Annotated in this window: 14 protein-coding genes and 1 tRNA gene; 13 read left to right on the top strand and 2 right to left on the bottom strand. The window is 49.7% G+C overall.

Annotation, left to right across the window (positions count from 1 at the left end):
- A complete protein-coding gene (locus tag ACO05Z_RS14910; RefSeq protein WP_421902979.1) occupies positions 1-1,989 on the bottom strand; it encodes a c-type heme family protein in 1,989 nt (662 codons plus the stop codon).
- Positions 1,990-2,206: 217 nt separating this feature from the next.
- Here ACO05Z_RS14910 and ACO05Z_RS14915 point away from each other — a divergent pair, with 217 nt between their 5' ends.
- The 11 genes from ACO05Z_RS14915 to ACO05Z_RS14965 all read left to right on the top strand — a co-directional run bounded on the left by ACO05Z_RS14915 (position 2,207) and on the right by ACO05Z_RS14965 (position 13,996).
- Positions 2,207-3,649 (top strand): DegQ family serine endoprotease, encoded by a 1,443-nt coding sequence (locus ACO05Z_RS14915; protein ID WP_421902980.1) that lies wholly within the window; start codon positions 2,207-2,209, stop codon positions 3,647-3,649.
- Between the two features lie 93 nt (positions 3,650-3,742).
- Positions 3,743-4,612 (top strand): 4-(cytidine 5'-diphospho)-2-C-methyl-D-erythritol kinase, encoded by an 870-nt coding sequence (gene ispE / locus ACO05Z_RS14920; protein ID WP_421902981.1) that lies wholly within the window; start codon positions 3,743-3,745, stop codon positions 4,610-4,612.
- 37 nt (positions 4,613-4,649) lie between these two features.
- Positions 4,650-4,725 (top strand) — tRNA-Gln (locus tag ACO05Z_RS14925).
- A gap of 39 nt (positions 4,726-4,764) precedes the next feature.
- The gene (locus tag ACO05Z_RS14930; protein WP_015852793.1) at positions 4,765-5,709 is read left to right on the top strand and encodes a ribose-phosphate diphosphokinase; all 945 of its coding nucleotides are present in this window, start codon (positions 4,765-4,767) and stop codon (positions 5,707-5,709) included.
- Positions 5,710-5,775: 66 nt separating this feature from the next.
- Positions 5,776-6,378, top strand: coding sequence for a 50S ribosomal protein L25 (locus tag ACO05Z_RS14935; protein ID WP_421902982.1), 603 nt, complete (start codon positions 5,776-5,778; stop codon positions 6,376-6,378).
- Between the two features lie 75 nt (positions 6,379-6,453).
- Positions 6,454-7,071 carry an aminoacyl-tRNA hydrolase gene (gene pth, locus ACO05Z_RS14940; RefSeq protein ID WP_421902983.1) on the top strand — a complete coding sequence of 206 codons (618 nt, stop codon included), beginning with the start codon at positions 6,454-6,456 and terminating at the stop codon, positions 7,069-7,071.
- Positions 7,072-7,287: 216 nt separating this feature from the next.
- The gene (locus ACO05Z_RS14945; RefSeq protein ID WP_421902984.1) at positions 7,288-7,803 is read left to right on the top strand and encodes a CarD family transcriptional regulator; all 516 of its coding nucleotides are present in this window, start codon (positions 7,288-7,290) and stop codon (positions 7,801-7,803) included.
- A gap of 337 nt (positions 7,804-8,140) precedes the next feature.
- Positions 8,141-9,415, top strand: a complete 1,275-nt coding sequence (gene rho, locus ACO05Z_RS14950) for a transcription termination factor Rho (protein WP_421902985.1) — start codon at positions 8,141-8,143, stop codon at positions 9,413-9,415.
- 250 nt (positions 9,416-9,665) lie between these two features.
- On the top strand, positions 9,666-11,129 hold the full coding sequence (locus tag ACO05Z_RS14955; RefSeq protein ID WP_421902986.1) for a M48 family metalloprotease: 1,464 nt from the start codon (positions 9,666-9,668) through the stop codon (positions 11,127-11,129).
- 66 nt (positions 11,130-11,195) lie between these two features.
- Complete coding sequence (locus ACO05Z_RS14960; protein ID WP_421902987.1) at positions 11,196-12,179, top strand: bifunctional riboflavin kinase/FAD synthetase; 984 nt, start codon at positions 11,196-11,198, stop codon at positions 12,177-12,179.
- Positions 12,179-13,996 (top strand): chloride channel protein, encoded by a 1,818-nt coding sequence (locus ACO05Z_RS14965; RefSeq protein WP_421902988.1) that lies wholly within the window; start codon positions 12,179-12,181, stop codon positions 13,994-13,996. The genes ACO05Z_RS14960 and ACO05Z_RS14965 overlap by 1 nt, the downstream gene beginning before the upstream one ends.
- Before the next feature lie 189 nt (positions 13,997-14,185).
- Here the strand turns inward: ACO05Z_RS14965 and ACO05Z_RS14970 are convergent, their stop codons facing one another.
- Positions 14,186-14,974, bottom strand: coding sequence for a hypothetical protein (locus ACO05Z_RS14970; protein ID WP_421902989.1), 789 nt, complete (start codon positions 14,972-14,974; stop codon positions 14,186-14,188).
- 257 nt (positions 14,975-15,231) lie between these two features.
- Between ACO05Z_RS14970 and hslV the strand changes: the two genes are divergently transcribed.
- Together hslV and hslU are read left to right on the top strand one after the other, a co-directional pair.
- On the top strand, positions 15,232-15,771 hold the full coding sequence (gene hslV, locus ACO05Z_RS14975) for an ATP-dependent protease subunit HslV (protein WP_421902990.1): 540 nt from the start codon (positions 15,232-15,234) through the stop codon (positions 15,769-15,771).
- A gap of 20 nt (positions 15,772-15,791) precedes the next feature.
- Entirely contained in the window at positions 15,792-17,165 is a 1,374-nt protein-coding gene (hslU, locus tag ACO05Z_RS14980) for an ATP-dependent protease ATPase subunit HslU (protein ID WP_421902991.1), read from the top strand.
- Positions 17,166-17,256: the final 91 nt, after the last annotated feature.

The raw sequence follows: 17,256 nt of genomic DNA on the forward strand, positions 1-17,256 counted from the left end.
CTATCCGCCGGCACCAACACGGATAGGCAAACGAATGATAAACTTGGTTCCTTCTGCAGGATCAGATTCAACCGCCATATTACCATTGTGTTGGTCGGTGATGATGAAATAGGAGACGGAAAGTCCCAGCCCCGTTCCCCTACCAACCGCTTTGGTTGTGTAGAAGGGCTCAAAAATACGTGAGCAGGTAACTTCATCCATACCGGGACCGTTGTCTTCTATTTCAACTACAGCCATGCCTTTCTCCTCATAAACCCTGCAGTGAAAAGTGGGAGAGGTGTCGCTGTATTGTTTTTCAGTCATGGCTTCTGCACCGTTCTTAAACAAATTCAAAAATACCTGCTGTATTTCATTACCATCGCAAAATACCCGTTTCATTCCGGGCTGATATTCGCGAATTATTTTTATCTGCCTGAAATCATAAAATTTCTTCAGGTTGTAATCATTGGCGGCCAGCTCAAGGGTTCTATCCATAAGAGAGGAAAGATCGAACAATTGCATCTGCCCGTCACTCTTACGGCTGAAACTGAGCATATTATCAACAATGGCAGCCGCGCGCTTGCCGCTCTCCTGAATTGAATCAAGCATCCGGTCTACCTTTCTCTTCCTCAGGTATTCCTGAACAAGTTCAAGGTGGACACCGCATTCATCCGCAACGCTCCGGTTGGATTTCAAATCACTGAACACACGTTTTTTGATGTTAAAAGCACTTCCGAGTATCCCGGCTAAAGGATTATTGATCTCGTGGGCCATACCCGCAGCAAGCCCTCCCACGGACATCATCTTTTCAGACTGAACTAAAACCTGTTCCAGATGCACCCGTCCAGTAACATCATCAATACGGATAACGGCCCCCTCAACACCGTTGGCTATCAGAGGATAAACTGTGACATCCTCATAATGCACATCTCCATTCTCCCGGCGTATACGCTTGGACTCAACCTGAATGGTACGCGATTGAATTGCCTTACGTACCTTTTCCATTTCATCAGCCAACCGGGGTGCTATCTGTTCGACATTTTGGCCTAAAGCATCTTCCTTTGAAATTCCAAAATCACTTCCGGCACCGCTATTCCATTGCGTAATTATGCCCTCAGGGGTGACCCCGACTATCTGTGACGGCATGGAATCAATAACATTGGACAGATAATTGCGCAGCTTCTCCACTTCCTGTTCCGCCTGAATGCGCACTTCAATTTCCTGCTTCAACTTGGCGGTCCGCCTGTTAACCACCCCTTTCAATCTGGTACTGAAAAAGAGCAATCCTATAAGAGCCGCCACGCCGGAGAACAAAGCACCTCCGATGATGGATATGTCAAAAAGCTCATCGCCTAACGGAGCTCTGACCGAAATTACAGCTCTGATAACTCCTAATTCCTCATTATAGCCCCCGGCCCCTTTATATCTTTCCCGCAACTGGGCCGGAGCATCTTCGCACTTACCATGGCAGGTCAGACAGCCCTTGTTATTCTCCAGAAAGGGAATGGCGACATACAGATATTGAGTACCATTAATACTGACCACATCCCGGTATTCTTTTATCTCTCTGTTCTTGTTGAACATGGTGATCAGGTTTTGCTCAAGCAAATCCGCTTTATTTACTTTGTTGCGTGGATTATTGGCCGCCATCTTATAGTATAGTTCAGCCTCTCCGGAGGCATTTTTTTCCTGATTATAAAAGCCGTGTAAATTCCTGATGATGAACGAAGAAGAAAAAAGTTCAGGAGCATAAAAATCTTTCTTTATCTCGTTGTCGTTTTTATATTTGTAAAGTGCCGGGTGCATGATTTCCTGCACATAATGGTGCATACCTTTATGGACCAAAAGAATCTCTTTGATTTTATCCTCAGCCTGACTGACCACATACTGCCGCGCAACATAAAAAAGTATGACCCACACGACCATGGTAATTAGCACAAAGAGTCCCGCCACCTGCAAAAACTTTTTTTTGCCGGAAGTAGCAGATCGGGAATCATCTGGTAATCTCATGCAACAACCACCTCTGATTAATTAACCGAACACGACCCATTTAAAAAATGCTATTAGTACATTAGACAATTTTTAAGTTTAATGTCTAGCAACAACGGCCAATCCGCCTGTCTCCGTCTTATAATATCCCCTGCACTATTTACATTTAGAAAAACAAGACTATACTCAAGAAAGTGCCGCCTATCCCGTTTTCCGGGCGGCATTACGAGGAGGTTACATGAAATTAAAACGCTATATTGGATTACTTGCTCTCATTACTGTACTCATCCTGCCCGTATACGCTCAAGCGGACGGGCTGCCTTCCTTTGTGGAACTGGCTAAAAAGTGTGGTCCCGCTGTGGTCAACATCAATACTGTGAAAATGTTCGAAGTGGGCAATCCCATGGAAGACTTTTTCAAATTCCACGGCAAGGGCGGCAACAACCCTTTCGAGGAGTTCTTCAAGCAGTTCAATAACCGCGGTAACGGCAAGCAGCCAAAACAAAAACGCAAAGCAGGTTCTCTGGGCTCCGGCTTCATCATTTCCAAAGACGGATACGTGGTCACTAACAACCATGTTGTCGCCTCTGCGGATGAAATCACGGTCAAGCTCCAGAATGACGGACACGAATACCCGGCAAAGATCATTGGCCGTGATAAAGAAACCGACCTTGCCCTCTTAAAAATAGAAGTGAAAAAAGACCTGCCCTTCCTTGAATTCGCAAACTCGGAAAAAGCCGAAGTAGGCGAATGGGTACTGGCCATCGGTAATCCCTTCGGTCTTGGACACACCGTGACCAAGGGAATTATCAGTGCTAAGGGCCGTATCATCGGCGCCGGACCTTTTGATAATTTCATCCAGACTGATGCCAGCATCAACCCCGGCAACTCCGGCGGACCGCTCATCGACCTGAAAGGTAGGGTCATCGGCATCAATACCGCTATCATTGCCAGCGGTCAGGGAATCGGCTTTGCCATCCCCAGCAACATGGCTGAAAACGTCATCTCCCAGCTCAAGACCGACCACAAGGTCAGCCGCGGCTGGCTCGGCGTAACCATTCAGGACGCTGACGCAAAAACCGCCAAGGCTCTCGGACTTAAGGAAGAAAAAGGTGCGCTGGTCAACTCAGTCAATCCCGGTGACCCTGCGGATAAAGGCGGCATGAAGGTCGGCGACGTTATCCTCAGGATTGACGGCGAAAAGATCGACGACACCAACGACCTGCTGCGCACTGTAGCTGCCCTGCCCCCGGGCAAGGCCGTAAGTGTAAAAGTATGGCGCAAGGGACGTGAAAAGAACCTGCGCATCGTGCTGGGCGAACGCAACGGCAAGAGCGTCGTAGCTGAAGCTGAGAAAATGTCCCCCAAGGCTGCGGAAGAAAACCTTGACGACCTCGGACTGGTGGTCCGCAGGGTTAACCGCAAGGCGGAAGCTGACTCTCTCGGCCTCGACAGACCCGAAGGCCTGCTGGTCATCGAAGTAATGCAGGGAACCCCGGCAGAAGAAGCAGCCATCGCAGTGGGTGACGTTATTCTGGAAGCCAACCAACACAAGGTAAACTCCATTAAGGATCTCCAGAAGATCATCAACACTGAAGGCAAAAAACGCGGACTGATCATGCTGCTCCTGAAACGTCAGGGACATAACATATTCCGCACCATTGAACTGAAAGACAAATAGTCTCCCGACTGTTGTCAGCTCTCAATTGCCCCGTCCTGATGCGCATCAGGACGGGGCTTCCTAATTCAGACTCTTTACGTTATTAGACTGCCCATGAACAAAACAATTCTTACCGCCCCGGCTAAGGTCAACCTTTACCTGAAAATCGTCCGCAAAAGAGAAGACGGCTACCATGAGCTGGATACCCTCTTCCATCCTTTCCCGGCTTTGTCCGATACCCTTGAGGTTACTGAGACCGGAGAGGGTTGCACCATCCACTGTGCGGATTTCGACCTTCCGGCGGAAGATAATCTTATTTATAAGGCTTGGGATAAATATGCTGAAGCAACCGGATTCCGTCCGGGACTGCATATTGAACTGACCAAGCGCACTCCCACTGGAGCCGGACTCGGCGGCGGCAGTTCCGATTGTGCATCAATGCTCCGTTTTTTGAATGAACACCCGGACAGTCCGGGTCTGGAACACAGCAAGCTGAACGCACTGGCTGCGGGGCTTGGCGCGGATGTTCCCTTCTTTTTGCTGGACGGTCCGGCATGGGCAAAAGGAATTGGTGAAATTTTATCGCCTTCAGAGGTTGACCTTTCCGGCCTGACCGCGTTATTAGCCTGCCCGGATGTGCACGTGAACACCGCATGGGCATATAAGGCGTGGTCCACCCGTGACCAAAGCACTAATTTGAAAAAAAGTGACGCCTTTGACTTGACAATGTCAGCCAGCGGTAATAACAGAACGGCCTCCAAAACGAGGGTGACTTTGTTCAATGACTTTGAAGAGGTTGTCCTTCCCGAGTTTCCCAAAATCAGGGAGACAAAGGAATATGTGTTGAAAAATGGAGCCTGCGGAGCTGTCATGAGCGGAAGTGGGGCAAGCGTAATATCTTTCTTTAAAGATAGGGACGCAGCAGAAAAAGCTGCAACCGGCTTGAAAGCTATTAATGTCGACTCTGTTCTTCACACGTTTTGAAAATTTTAATATAGTATATATTTCACATAATCTGTGCAGGGATGTCGCCAAGTTGGTAAGGCACGTGGTTTTGGTCCACGCATTCGCGGGTTCGAGTCCTGCCATCCCTGCCAAATTCATTTCTCATCCGAGAGGTCAAGTTGGAGACCGACATGAACGGTGAACTCAAGATTATCAGCGGCTCGTCAAATCTGGCGCTTTCAGAAGCAATCTGTGACCATCTCGGCAGCACACTTACTCCCTGCCTGCGTGAAAAATTCAGTGATGGTGAAATCCGCATCGAGATTCAGGATAACGTACGCGGCTGCGATGTTTTCGTAGTTCAGTCTACCTGTGATCCGGTGAACTTTCACTTCATGGAGCTGTGCCTCATGCTGGACGCTCTTAAAAGAGCAAGTGCCCGCCGAGTAACCGCTGTTGTTCCTTATTATGGATACGCCAGACAGGACCGCAAGGTTTCCCCCCGCGCTCCCATCAGTGCAAAGCTCTGTGCCGACTGCCTGACTGTTGCAGGCATGCAGCGTCTGGTCACCATCGACCTGCACGCAGGCCAGATTCAGGGTTTCTTCGACCTCCCGGTAGACAACATTTACGCAGCACCCGTCCTGCTGGACGAACTGCGCACCCGTGAAGAAGACATGGTTATGGTTTCCCCTGATGCAGGCGGAACCGAGCGCGCAAGAGCATACGCCAAACGCTTGAATGCTGGCCTTGCTATTGTTGACAAACGCCGCGACGCTCCCAACCAGGCTAAAGCCATGCACGTCATTGGCGAAGTAAAAGATAAAGTCTGCGTGGTCATGGACGACATGATCGACACCGCAGGCACCATGTGTCAGGCAGCCAAGGTTCTCATGGACCACGGCGCAAAAGACGTAATCGCCTGCGCAACCCACCCGGTTCTTTCCGGACCGGCTATCGACAGGCTGGCAGCAGCACCTTTTTCCGAGGTGATTGTAACCGATACCCTGCCTGTTCCCGAAGAAAAGCTTGCTAACTGCAACGGTAAGATCAAAGTCAAATCCGTTGCCGGTATCCTCGCCAAGTGTATCCACAACGTGCACTCCGAGTCTTCCGTAAGCGTACTCTTCGTATAAAACTGCCTATTCCCACCCTCTGCCGGTCTTTTTGAGCGGCAGCAGGTTAACCATAAGGAGAAAATAATGTCTGAGAAAGTAACTTTCAAAGCTGAACTGCGTACCAAAACCGGTAAATCCGCAAACCGTCAGCTCCGTAACCAGGGCATGGTTCCCGTTGTCTTCTACTCTCAGGAAGGCGAAAACCTGATTCTGTCCGTTAACGAAATCGACTTCGTTAAAATGTTCCGTCAGGTTGGCACCACCCGTATCTTCAGCCTCGAAGTTGATGGCAAGACCTACGACACTCTGGTTTGGAAAGTACAGATGGACCCCGTCCGTCCCCGTCCCAACCACATCGACTTCCTCGGTGTTTCTAATGACCGCACCATCAAAGTCGACGTTCCCGTTGTAACTGAAGGTACCGCTCCCGGTGTTAAGCTCGGTGGCCGCATGGCTATCTACCGTGAAAAACTCACCGTTGCTTGTACCGCTGCAACCCTCCCTGCTCAGATCGTTGTAAACATCGACAACATGGAAGTTGGTGACACTGTATTCGTAAACGAAATCGAACTCGGTGAAGGCGCTTCCGTACAGTACGACAGCAACTTCGCACTCGTCCGTTGTGCCGCTGGCCGCGGTTCTGCTAAAGGCGACGAAGAAGGCGAAGAAGAAGCAGCAGAAGAATAGGCTCTTACAAGTAGACTCATTTTCGGGCCCCGGTTTATCCGGGGCCTTTGCCGTTTGTAAAGCAGGGATATAATCATGGAATACAAAGCACTTATAGTAGGACTGGGGAACCCCGGACCGCAATACGCCAAAACCAGACACAATATTGGTTTCATGGCTGTTGATGCTTTGGCTGAAGTGGCAGAATCCCGCAAAAGCATGCGCTACAAGAAAATGGGGATTTCCGGCGACTTCGAACTTTTCAGCCTCAATATAGCCGGAAACAATGTGCTGGCAACCAAACCGCTCACCTATATGAACCTGAGCGGCAAGGCTGTTGCGGCCATCTGCGGCAAATATTCTATTGCCGTATCTGATGTCTACGTCATCCATGATGAACTGGACCTTCCCTGCGGAAGGATGAAATTCAAAAAAGGCGGTGGCAACAACGGCCACCGGGGCCTTGAATCCATTCAGGAGAAAATGGGGTCTCCTAATTTCTTCCGCTTAAGGGTTGGTATCGGCCGTCCGGAATTTTCCTCTCAGGTCAAAGACTATGTACTTGAGGAATTCAATACGCAGGAACTTGAAATCGCAGCCCAGATGTCACAGGCAGCGATAAAAGGGCTAAACCTGCATTTCAGGCGCGGTCAAGGAACGGCAACCCAGTTTATGAATAGTTTCATGCCTGATCTTCCTGAAACCGAACCGTAGACTATTTTTTACAATTCAGTTATAATAATTTTTCGTAGCAATTCCCTCTAAAGAAAATAAATATCAATTAGAGGGTAGAAGAAATGGGAAAGGCCTGTAAACCCGTTTTCAGCTAATCCTGAATTCCACGTAACCGCGCCATCACCATCTCGGGTTATCCCCGAAATTCGCACCGACCTTTCCAAACATTTCTTTAGCAAGTCCAAGGAGCCATGAGTGTTTGAGCTAGACCAGTTGGTTGTCTACCCTTCGCAGGGCGTAGGCAAAGTAGAACGTATTGAAAGCCAGGAAATCGGCGGAGCAACCGCTGAATTTTATATTGTCCGCATTTTAAGTAACAATGTTACGCTCATGGTTCCGGTCATGAACGCGCATAACGTGGGTCTTCGCGCTGTCTGTGATAAGGACGCGGGCATGGAAATCTTTGAAAGTCTCAAGGACAGATCTGACTTCACCGGTTACACCGGACAGAACTGGAACAGACGCTACCGTGAGTACTCTGAAAAGCTTAAGAGCGGCGATCTTCAGGATGTTGCATACGTGCTTAAAGAGTTGTTCCTCATCGGACGCGACAAAGAACTTTCTTTTGGTGAACGCAGACTCCTTGAACAAGCTATGGGCTTAGTTTCAATGGAGCTTTCCTTTGCTCTCGACCTTGACCAAGAAGAAATCAAGGATGAGATCAATGCTCTTTTCAGTGACGTTCTGGAAAAGCAGGAAGAGGAATCCTAAAAATCCTGTTCAAACGACTTGTCATAAACGATTCTTTCAGTTAATGCCCTATCAGTTGCACGTTTTAGAATGTGGCATGTTTTTATCAGAAACAACCAACGTAGCATTTCTATAAAAAAAGACTGCAACTAGGGTGGAGCAAGAATCAAAGACAATTCAAAGTCGTTGTATTCGAACAGATAAACAGCCCCTCACTCAGGAAAATCCAATATCATTTCCATCATCTAGTTAAGGATAAAGCATTCCGACAAATGCATGAATACATAATGTGTGCATTGCGGTTGTTTTCCGTTAACTTAAAAATATTTTTTAAACTTTTTAAATCCGGTTATACAGTATGGGCCAAGACAAAAAAATACAAAACCTGAACCTGACTGAACTAAAACAGAAGAAGATGTCAGACCTAATGGATCTGGCAGCTAAATTCAAAGTTGAAAACCCCAGCGGCATGCGCAAGCAGGAACTGATCTTTGCACTGCTTCAGGGTTGCGCGGCGCAGAACGGACAGATTTACGGTGAAGGTGTACTGGAAGTCCTTCCCGACGGTTTCGGTTTCCTGCGTTCCCCCACTTACAGCTACATGCCCGGACCGGATGACATCTATGTTTCTCCCTCCCAGATCAGAAGATTCGGCCTGCGTAAGGGTGACATCATCTCCGGCCAGATTCGTCCTCCCAAAGAAGGAGAACGCTACTTTGCACTGCTCAGGGTTAATGAAATAGGTCTAGAACCGCCGGAGCATTCCAGAAATCTGGTACTTTTCGACAACCTGACCCCCGTATACCCGGACAACCGTTTCAAAATGGAAAACGGCCCCAAGAATTTTAGCTCCCGGGTAATCGATATTCTTTCCCCCATCGGTCGCGGCCAGCGCGCACTGCTCGTTGCTCCGCCCCGTACCGGTAAGACCATGATGCTGCAGAACATCGCAAACTCCATCAACGCCAACCATCCTGACGTTGATCTCATCGTTCTGCTCATCGACGAACGTCCCGAAGAAGTTACCGATATGGCCAGAACCGTTAAGGCCGAAGTGGTCAGCTCCACCTTCGATGAGCCTCCGCAGCGTCATGTGCAGGTTACCGAAATGGTCCTTGAAAAGGCCAAGCGTCTTGTTGAGCGTAAACGTGACGTAGTCATCCTGCTCGACTCCATCACCCGTCTCGGCCGTGCATACAACGCCGTGACTCCTTCCTCCGGAAGGGTTTTATCTGGTGGTCTGGACGCCAACGCCATGCAGCGCCCCAAAAGATTCTTCGGCGCAGCCCGTAACATCGAAGAAGGCGGCAGCCTGACTATCATCGCCACTGCCCTCATCGATACCGGCTCCCGCATGGACGAAGTTATTTTTGAAGAATTCAAGGGTACCGGTAACATGGACCTCTACCTTGACCGCAAGCTTGCTGAAAAGCGCGTCTTCCCGGCTATCGACATCAACCGTTCCGGTACCCGTAAGGAAGAACTCCTTCTTGAGGACGGAGTTCTCAACAAGGTCTGGATCCTGCGCAAGCTTCTTGCCCCCATGAACTCCATCGATTCCATGGAATTCCTGCTGGACAAGATGAAAGGCACCAAAAACAACGAAGAATTCTTCGATATGATGGGCAAATAAAAAATCTACATCACTCTGGCAGACAGCTTAGAAAGTGCCAGATGCAAGAAACAAGAAAAAGGCTGGAACGATGCGTATAAAACATACGTGAGTTTCAGCCTTTTTTGCTGTGACGCCGCAGATGGTGCTTTATAAGCTGTCTGCGGGGTTTTCTTTTTGCTATCTTTCTTTACAACTGCCAGTTCTAAACTTACTCTCTTCATATAAATTCAAATTCCCAACACGATCTATAAATCCAGTAAACATTAGCATGTCCATCAGAAATAAAATATTCCTCCAAATCACCTCATTAATACTGATCTTTTTTTTCAGTTTCTGGATGACCCCGCAGGCTACTGCCAATTCTCTTTTCGGAGAATTCACGATCAAGGACGAAATCAGACTGGGTAAAGAGTTCGACAAAATGGTCCGCAGCAGGCTTCCGGTTATCCTCGACCCCCAAATTGAAGGATACGTAAAGCATCTTGTGGCAAGAGTTGCCGAACATATTCCGCCGCAGCCTTTTCCCATTACTGCTACTGTTATCCGTAACAACGCCATGAATGCCTTCGCTGTTCCGGGCGGTTATGTCTACGTTTATACCGGATTGATCCTGAACATGAAGCATGAGGCTGAACTTGCGGCAGTTATCGGCCACGAACTTGCTCACGTATCCTTGCGCCATGTGGCCCGACGCATGGAACAAATGAAGATGGTCAACTTCGCCAGTATGTTGGGGACTCTGGCCGGGATGCTGGTTGGCATTGCTGGCGGAGGAGGAAGCATGGGCAACCTCGGTACCGCCATCGCCATGGGTTCCATGGGCGGGGCCACAAGTGCATACCTAAACTATACTCAGGAAAACGAAAGGGAAGCCGACCATCTTGGGATAAACTATCTTGTTGCTGCCGGTTACAACCCGCAAAGCATGGTTGACGGCTTCAAGGTCATGAAGCAGCGCCAGTGGAATCTCAGCAACACCAACATCCCGACTTATCTTTCCACTCACCCCGGCCTCGATGCCCGTATCGGCTACCTTGAGGACCGTTTCAAGCGCATGCCCCCGGAATATTTCCAGCGAAAAAACAATGATGCAGCCTTCTTCAAGGTTCAGACCCTGATCCGGGCCAGACTAACCTCACCGGACGTCGCCCTTGCCTATTACTTGGCAATTCCTGAAGAAAAACGCACATGCCTTGATCATCTAGGACTTGGAATTGTCTACACCCGCATGAAGCAATACAAGAAAGCCGAGCTGGAGTTCAATCAGGCACACGAGCTTTGCCCTAATGACACCCTGATCCTGCGCGAACAGGGACGCTTCTACTTTACCATCGGAAAAATGGATAAAGCCTCTCCCTTGTTGCGCGAAGCGTACATACGCGAACCTCGCGATGCCATGACTCTGTTCTTCATCGCCCGCATTGAAGGCGCGAGAAAGAATTACAAACAGGCCATCCTGACCATGCGCCGGGTAGCTGAAATGGTTCCTCACGACAGGGAAATACACTACCACCTAGGACGAATGCTCGGCGAATCAGGACATTATTTTGAAGCCCATACCCAACTCGCCTATGCAGCTCTGTACGGCCACAACATAAAACAGGCTCAGTTCCATCTCCGTAAGGCTGAAGGGCTGGCAAAAACCAAGAAACAACGGGAAGAGCTGACTAAACTGCAGGAAACAATCAACCCGAAACCGCCCGAGGAAGAGGGCAAGGGAAAGCTTGAATGATGCAGGCTTTTGAGGTAACGGTTTTCGTTTCTAAAATTCTATCTCCAATTAAAAAGTGAAGCGAATATGATCATCGCAAAATCAATAGATGAAATTATCAAGCCTGAACAAGGCGCATGCGTAACAATCGGAAACTTTGACGGGGTCCACAAAGGCCACCAGAAGCTGATCAGCAGCACCTGCAAGAAAGCACGGGCCAACGGCCTTGCCAGCGTTGTAGTAACCTTTGATCCCCATCCGCTGCGGGTACTGGTTAACAGCAAGACCCCGCCCTTCATCACCCTTACCTCACAAAAACTTGAACTCATCGCTCTACACAAGCCGGACATAATTCTGGCCCTGAATTTCACCAAAGAAATGGCCGCCCTTTCTCCGCAAGAATTCATACAGCAATACCTAATCGATCCGCTGGGAATGAAAGAAATGGTCGTGGGCTATGACTATGCATTGGGCAAGGGACGCAGTGGCAACTACGAAACCCTCGTGGAACTTGGCAGCAAGCTGGGATACGGCATTGAACGCCTCGATCCGGTCATCCTCAAAGACGCAGTGGTCAGTTCCTCCCGTATCCGCGACCTGGTCAGCGAAGGTAACGTCTGGGATGTGCGCCCGCTGCTGGGACGTTTTTATCAGGTCCGAGGCGAAGTTGTGCACGGCATGAACAGGGGCGGCAGGCTGCTCGGTTTTCCCACCGCCAACATCAAGCTTGAAGATGAACTTTTCCCCAAGAAAGGGGTCTACGCCATCCGCGTGGAAATTGAAGGCAAGGTGCTTCCCGGTGTTGCCAACATCGGCAAGAACCCCACCTTCGGTAATGAAGCCCTTTCCGTGGAAGCTCATATCCTCGATTTTTCCGGCGATATTTACGGCAAGGACATCCGCGTACATTTCATTCAGCGAATCCGTTCCGAGAAAAAATTCAACGGACTGGATGAACTCAAGGAACGCATCGGCATTGATATCGGTCTTGCCAGAGAAATTCTTTCATACCCTGAATCACAGGTCCGTCCCGGACTGCATCTGAGCGAATCAGAATCAGGAGCAGAATAATGAGTCCTTTTCTCAGTCTGCATACATGGAAAGACCTCGTCCGCTCTTACCGCAACGTCAGTCACTTCCGCTGGCTGGTACTCGGTATTGTAGTCGGTATCCTTTCCGGTATCGTGGCCGTACTTTTCTTCGGCGCTGTTGAGCTCGGTAAACACATTTTCATGAGCCAGTTGGCCGGTCTTTCCCTGCCCGCTCCCGAAGGTGAAGAGCTTTTCCATGGGCATGCCGGAGAACATCTGCGCACGTGGACCATCCCCATCTGCCTGACCATCGTCGGTCTGGTTACCGGATGGCTGGTCAACAAATATATCCCGGAAACAACCTCCGGCGGAACTGACGGCACTGACGCCACCATTAAATGTTTCCATCAAGGCGGCGGGCTCATGAAGCCCATCGTGCCCATCATCAAAGGGATCACCTCAGTCTTCACCATCTCCTGCGGTGGTAGTGCCGGTCGAGAAGGTCCCATTACCCAGATGGGAGCCGGGGTAGGCTCATGGCTGGCCCAAAAACTGAAGCTTTCCACCAAGGAACGCCGCATCCTGCTCCTCTCCGGTGCAGCTGGCGGTCTAGGTGCAATATTCCGTGCCCCGCTAGGCGGCGCGCTCACCGCTATTGAGGTAATCTACCGCGAGGACTTTGAATCCGAAGCAATCCTGCCTTCAGTCATATCCTCCGTAGTTTCATATTCACTGTTCACACTTTTCTACGGCACAGAGCCGATCTTCGGTATTCCGCGCTTTGTTTTCCACGATCCGCGAGAGCTGATATTCTACGTTGCTCTGGCCTTTGCCTGCACCTTAGCGGGCTGGATGTACATCCGCACTTTCCGCTTCATCAAGTTCTCTGTATTCAACCAGATCAGGGACCGGGTCAGCCTCATGTGGGCCACAGCGCTCGGCGGACTCATGATGGGTATCATGGGTATGTTCTTCCCGCAGGTTCTCACCGGCGGCTACGGTTGGCTGGAAATGGCAATCATGGGTGAAATCCCGCTCATGATGATGATCGCCATTGTGATCGGAAAAACCATCGCAACTTCCATGACCATCGGTTCCGGAATGTCCGGCGGTATGTTTGCACCCGCACTTTTCGTAGGCGGCATGTCCGGCGGTATCGTAGGCCAGATTGCCGGGAAATATTACCCGGATATCGTCACCCAGCCCGGAGGTTACGTACTGGTCGGCATGGCCGCATTCTTTGCCGGGGTGGCAAAAGCCCCCATCGGCCCGCTAATCATGGTCTGCGAACTCACACAGGGTTACGGCCTGTTGGCTCCGCTCATGCTCGCCTCTGCGCTGTGCATCGTGCTGGGACGCAGTTTCTCCCTCTATGAGCATCAGGTGGAAAGTAAATTCGATTCCCCGGCCCATATTGAGGATAAGACCATCAACATCCTTGAGGGTCTGCACGTGGATACCCACTACAAACCGGGGCGCGTAACCACCCTTGAAGAAGGAACCACGCTCAAGGCGTTGACCGACATCATCGCCAACACCAACGAGCTATACTTTCCGGTCAAGAACGAGGAAGGGGTAATTACCGGAATCCTGACAATTCAGAATGTCCGTAACCACCTCTTCAACCCGGATCTCTTTGACCTCATCCTAGCCAAGGACCTCGCCACCAAGCCGGCGACCCTCAAAAAGGATGACGATCTCTACACCGCCCTGCTCAAGTTCGTGGATACCGACTACGGGCAGATTCCGGTTGTAAGTGCTGACGATCCCAACTCAATCATCGGGATCATCAACAGGGAGAACGTGTTTAGAGCTTACGCCAAAGCTGTTAAGGAATTGCGGGAAGCTGCGGAGTAGTTGATGCGCTTCGCGTTTTGATGAACTGATTTCGCCTCCGGCGGCTTAAAACCTTTTGCAAAAGGGTTTAAAAATTCCAAAACCTTTTAGTTGGCTTCGCCGTGTAAAGCGATAAATTATCATAGATAAAGAAAGCTCCCTCTTGCTCTTGCAGGAGGGAGTTTTCAATTTTCGGATCAAATTCAATTTCTAAACAACTTCATCAACATAAGTTCCCGGCGGCGGGACAGGCCCGACAGAAGCACTGCCTTCCACGGTCTGGGTAGATTCTCCATTCAGTTCGACTTTCTTATCACCATCCGGAGTCACTGTACCGGCAGCCGCCACAGCACTCACCTGTTCAGCTGCCTGAATATTCCCGGCAACTGTCTGAGGTTCATCCTGCTCGTTGCCTTTTAAAATCTTCTCACCCTTGGCTTCAGTAGCCTCTTCGACCTTCTCTGCGATTTCCTCAGTAAGCTCCTCAGGGTCAGGGTCGGCATCCAGAACCTGCTTGGCGCCTTCAGGCATGAGCTTCTCTTCGATCTTTTCCTCGACCTTCTCTTCCTGTTCTTTTTCTTCTTCCTTACGCTCAGCTTCAATCTTCTCTTCGAGCTTTTCCTTAGTATAATTTTCAGCCTTTTCTTCTGCTGCCCTTTCCGCCTTCATGCCCGCAAGCAACATTTCTGCCTTATTTCCCGGCGAAGCAGCAGCGGCGATAGCAGCATCAATCTGCCCGGATTCTAGCACACTCTGCATCTGGCTGCGGAATTGATCCGCGACAGCATAGGAAGTCATCAGCCCGTTGATGTAACGAGACTGTTCACGGTCCTGCTGAACAAAGTTCCCTGCCATCATATTTCTGGCAGAAAAAGAATGTCCCTGCGGCTCTTTTTCTACTACTGGCTGATGAGTTGAATTTTCTTCTTCAGCTTCAGCAGCTTCCTTCTTCATGTTGAAAACATTAAATTTAAAGCCCGAAGATTCATTGATTCTCATGGCTGGCCTCAACTATTTATATGGTTTTATTTAGAGGATTAATCGCGTATCAATGTTATTTTCGGACTAAATTAATATTTCTTTAGGTTGGAAATGAAGTTTCCCCTCCCCCCTTGCCATCCCCCCCACAGGTATTATGTTCTGGTAACCAAAAATTTCACGCCGCTATTTAAAAATACCCCTCGGCGTAATTATTGAATTCATAACCAAATTGAACTCAATCCGTCATATTGAAATAGATGAATCAGGAGATGAACATGGAAATGAGAGGAACAACCATTCTGGCCGTTAAGGACGATAAAGGCACTGCCATGATCGGTGACGGTCAGGTCACTATGGGACAGGCTGTGGTGATGAAACACTCCGCAGTGAAAGTCCGTACCCTTTACAATGATCAGGTCATCGCCGGATTCGCCGGGGCGACCGCTGATGCCTTCACCCTTTTTGAACGCTTTGAAAAGAAACTCAAAACCTACTCCGGCAACCTTGTGCGCTCTGCCGTTGAAATGGCTACTGACTGGCGCACAGATAAATTCCTGCGCAAGCTGGAAGCAATGATCATGGTCGCTGATGCCGAGCATATCCTCATCATCAGCGGTAACGGTGATGTTATCGAACCTGACGACGGTGTTGCCGCCATCGGTTCCGGAGGTTCCTACGCCCTTTCCGCAGCCCGTGCGCTCATGCGCAACACCGAGATGCCTGCCGCGGACGTCGCTCAGAAATCCATGGAAATCGCCAGTGAAATCTGCGTTTACACCAACGACCATTTTGTTCTCAAAACCCTTGAAAAATAAAATTTCGCGAGCCTGAAAAAATGAGCAATCTTACACCTAGAGAAATCGTTTCTGAACTGGATAAATTCATCATCGGCCAGTCCGATGCAAAACGGATGGTCGCCATTGCCATGCGTAACCGCTGGCGCCGTCAGCAGCTTCCCCCGGAACTGCGTGACGAAATAGCACCGAAGAACATCATCATGATGGGCCCCACCGGGGTTGGTAAAACTGAAATCGCCCGCCGTCTGGCTAAACTTGCCGGATGCCCGTTCTTCAAGGTCGAAGCCACCAAATTCACTGAAGTTGGTTACGTGGGCCGCGATGTTGAATCCATGGTCCGCGACCTGATGGAAATCGGCATCAACCTTGTGCGCAAGGAAGAAATGGAGAAGGTCAAAGTTAAGGCTGAAAAGCACGCTGAAGACGCACTGCTCGACATCCTGCTGCCCTCCTCCAAACCCAAACAGGCCGGCATGGGATTCTTCAATCCCGCTGCACCGGAAGAACAGGAAGAGCAGCCCTCAGCAGACCAGTCCTCTACCCGAGAGAAATTCCGCAAGATGTGGCGCGAAGGCAAGCTTGATGATCGTGAAGTCGAAATCGAAGTTTCTGTACAGGGCGGCGGCGTGGAAATCATGTCCATGCCCGGCATGGAAGACATGGGCATGCAGGTCAACGACATGATCGGCAAGATGTTCCCCAACAAGAAAAAAATGCGCAAGGTCAAAATCCGCGAGGCTTACGATATCCTCATTCAGCAGGAATCCGACAAGCTCATCGACATGGACAACGTGGCTGAACTGGCCCGTGAACGTGTTGAGCAGGGCGGTATCCTCTTCCTTGATGAGATTGACAAGATCGCCGGAAATCAAGAAGGCGGAGGCTCTGCAAACGTTTCCCGCGAAGGTGTACAGCGCGACCTGCTTCCCGTTGTTGAAGGCTGCGTGGTCAACACCAAATACGGTATGGTCAAAACTGATCACATCCTGTTTATCTCCGCAGGAGCATTCAGCTACGCCAAGCCATCTGACCTGATCCCCGAACTTCAAGGCCGTTTTCCCCTGCGTGTGGAACTGACCTCCCTCGACAAGGATGACTTCTACCGCATCCTTACCGAGCCGCAGAATGCCCTGACCGTTCAGTACAAAGCTCTGCTGGAAACTGAAAACCTGACCATTGACTTCAGCCGCGAAGCCCTTGAGGAAGTGGCCCTCAACGCCCAGAAATTCAATGAAGAGACTGAAAATATCGGAGCTCGCAGACTCTACACCATTATGGAAAAGATTCTCTCCGACCTTTCCTTTGAAGCCCCGGACCGTTCCGGTGATTCCATTGTAATTGATAAAGAATACGTACAGGAACAACTGCAAGACGTAACCGAAGACAGGGATCTTTCACGTTACATCCTGTAGCATCCTTTATATTTATATTAATTTAACAGTAAAGCGGGACAGTTGTAATATTGTCCCGCTTTTTTACTGTTTTTAGAAATTGAGGCTTATA

Source organism: Maridesulfovibrio sp., assembly GCF_965230075.1.
In the GTDB taxonomy this organism is placed as follows: domain Bacteria; phylum Desulfobacterota; class Desulfovibrionia; order Desulfovibrionales; family Desulfovibrionaceae; genus Maridesulfovibrio.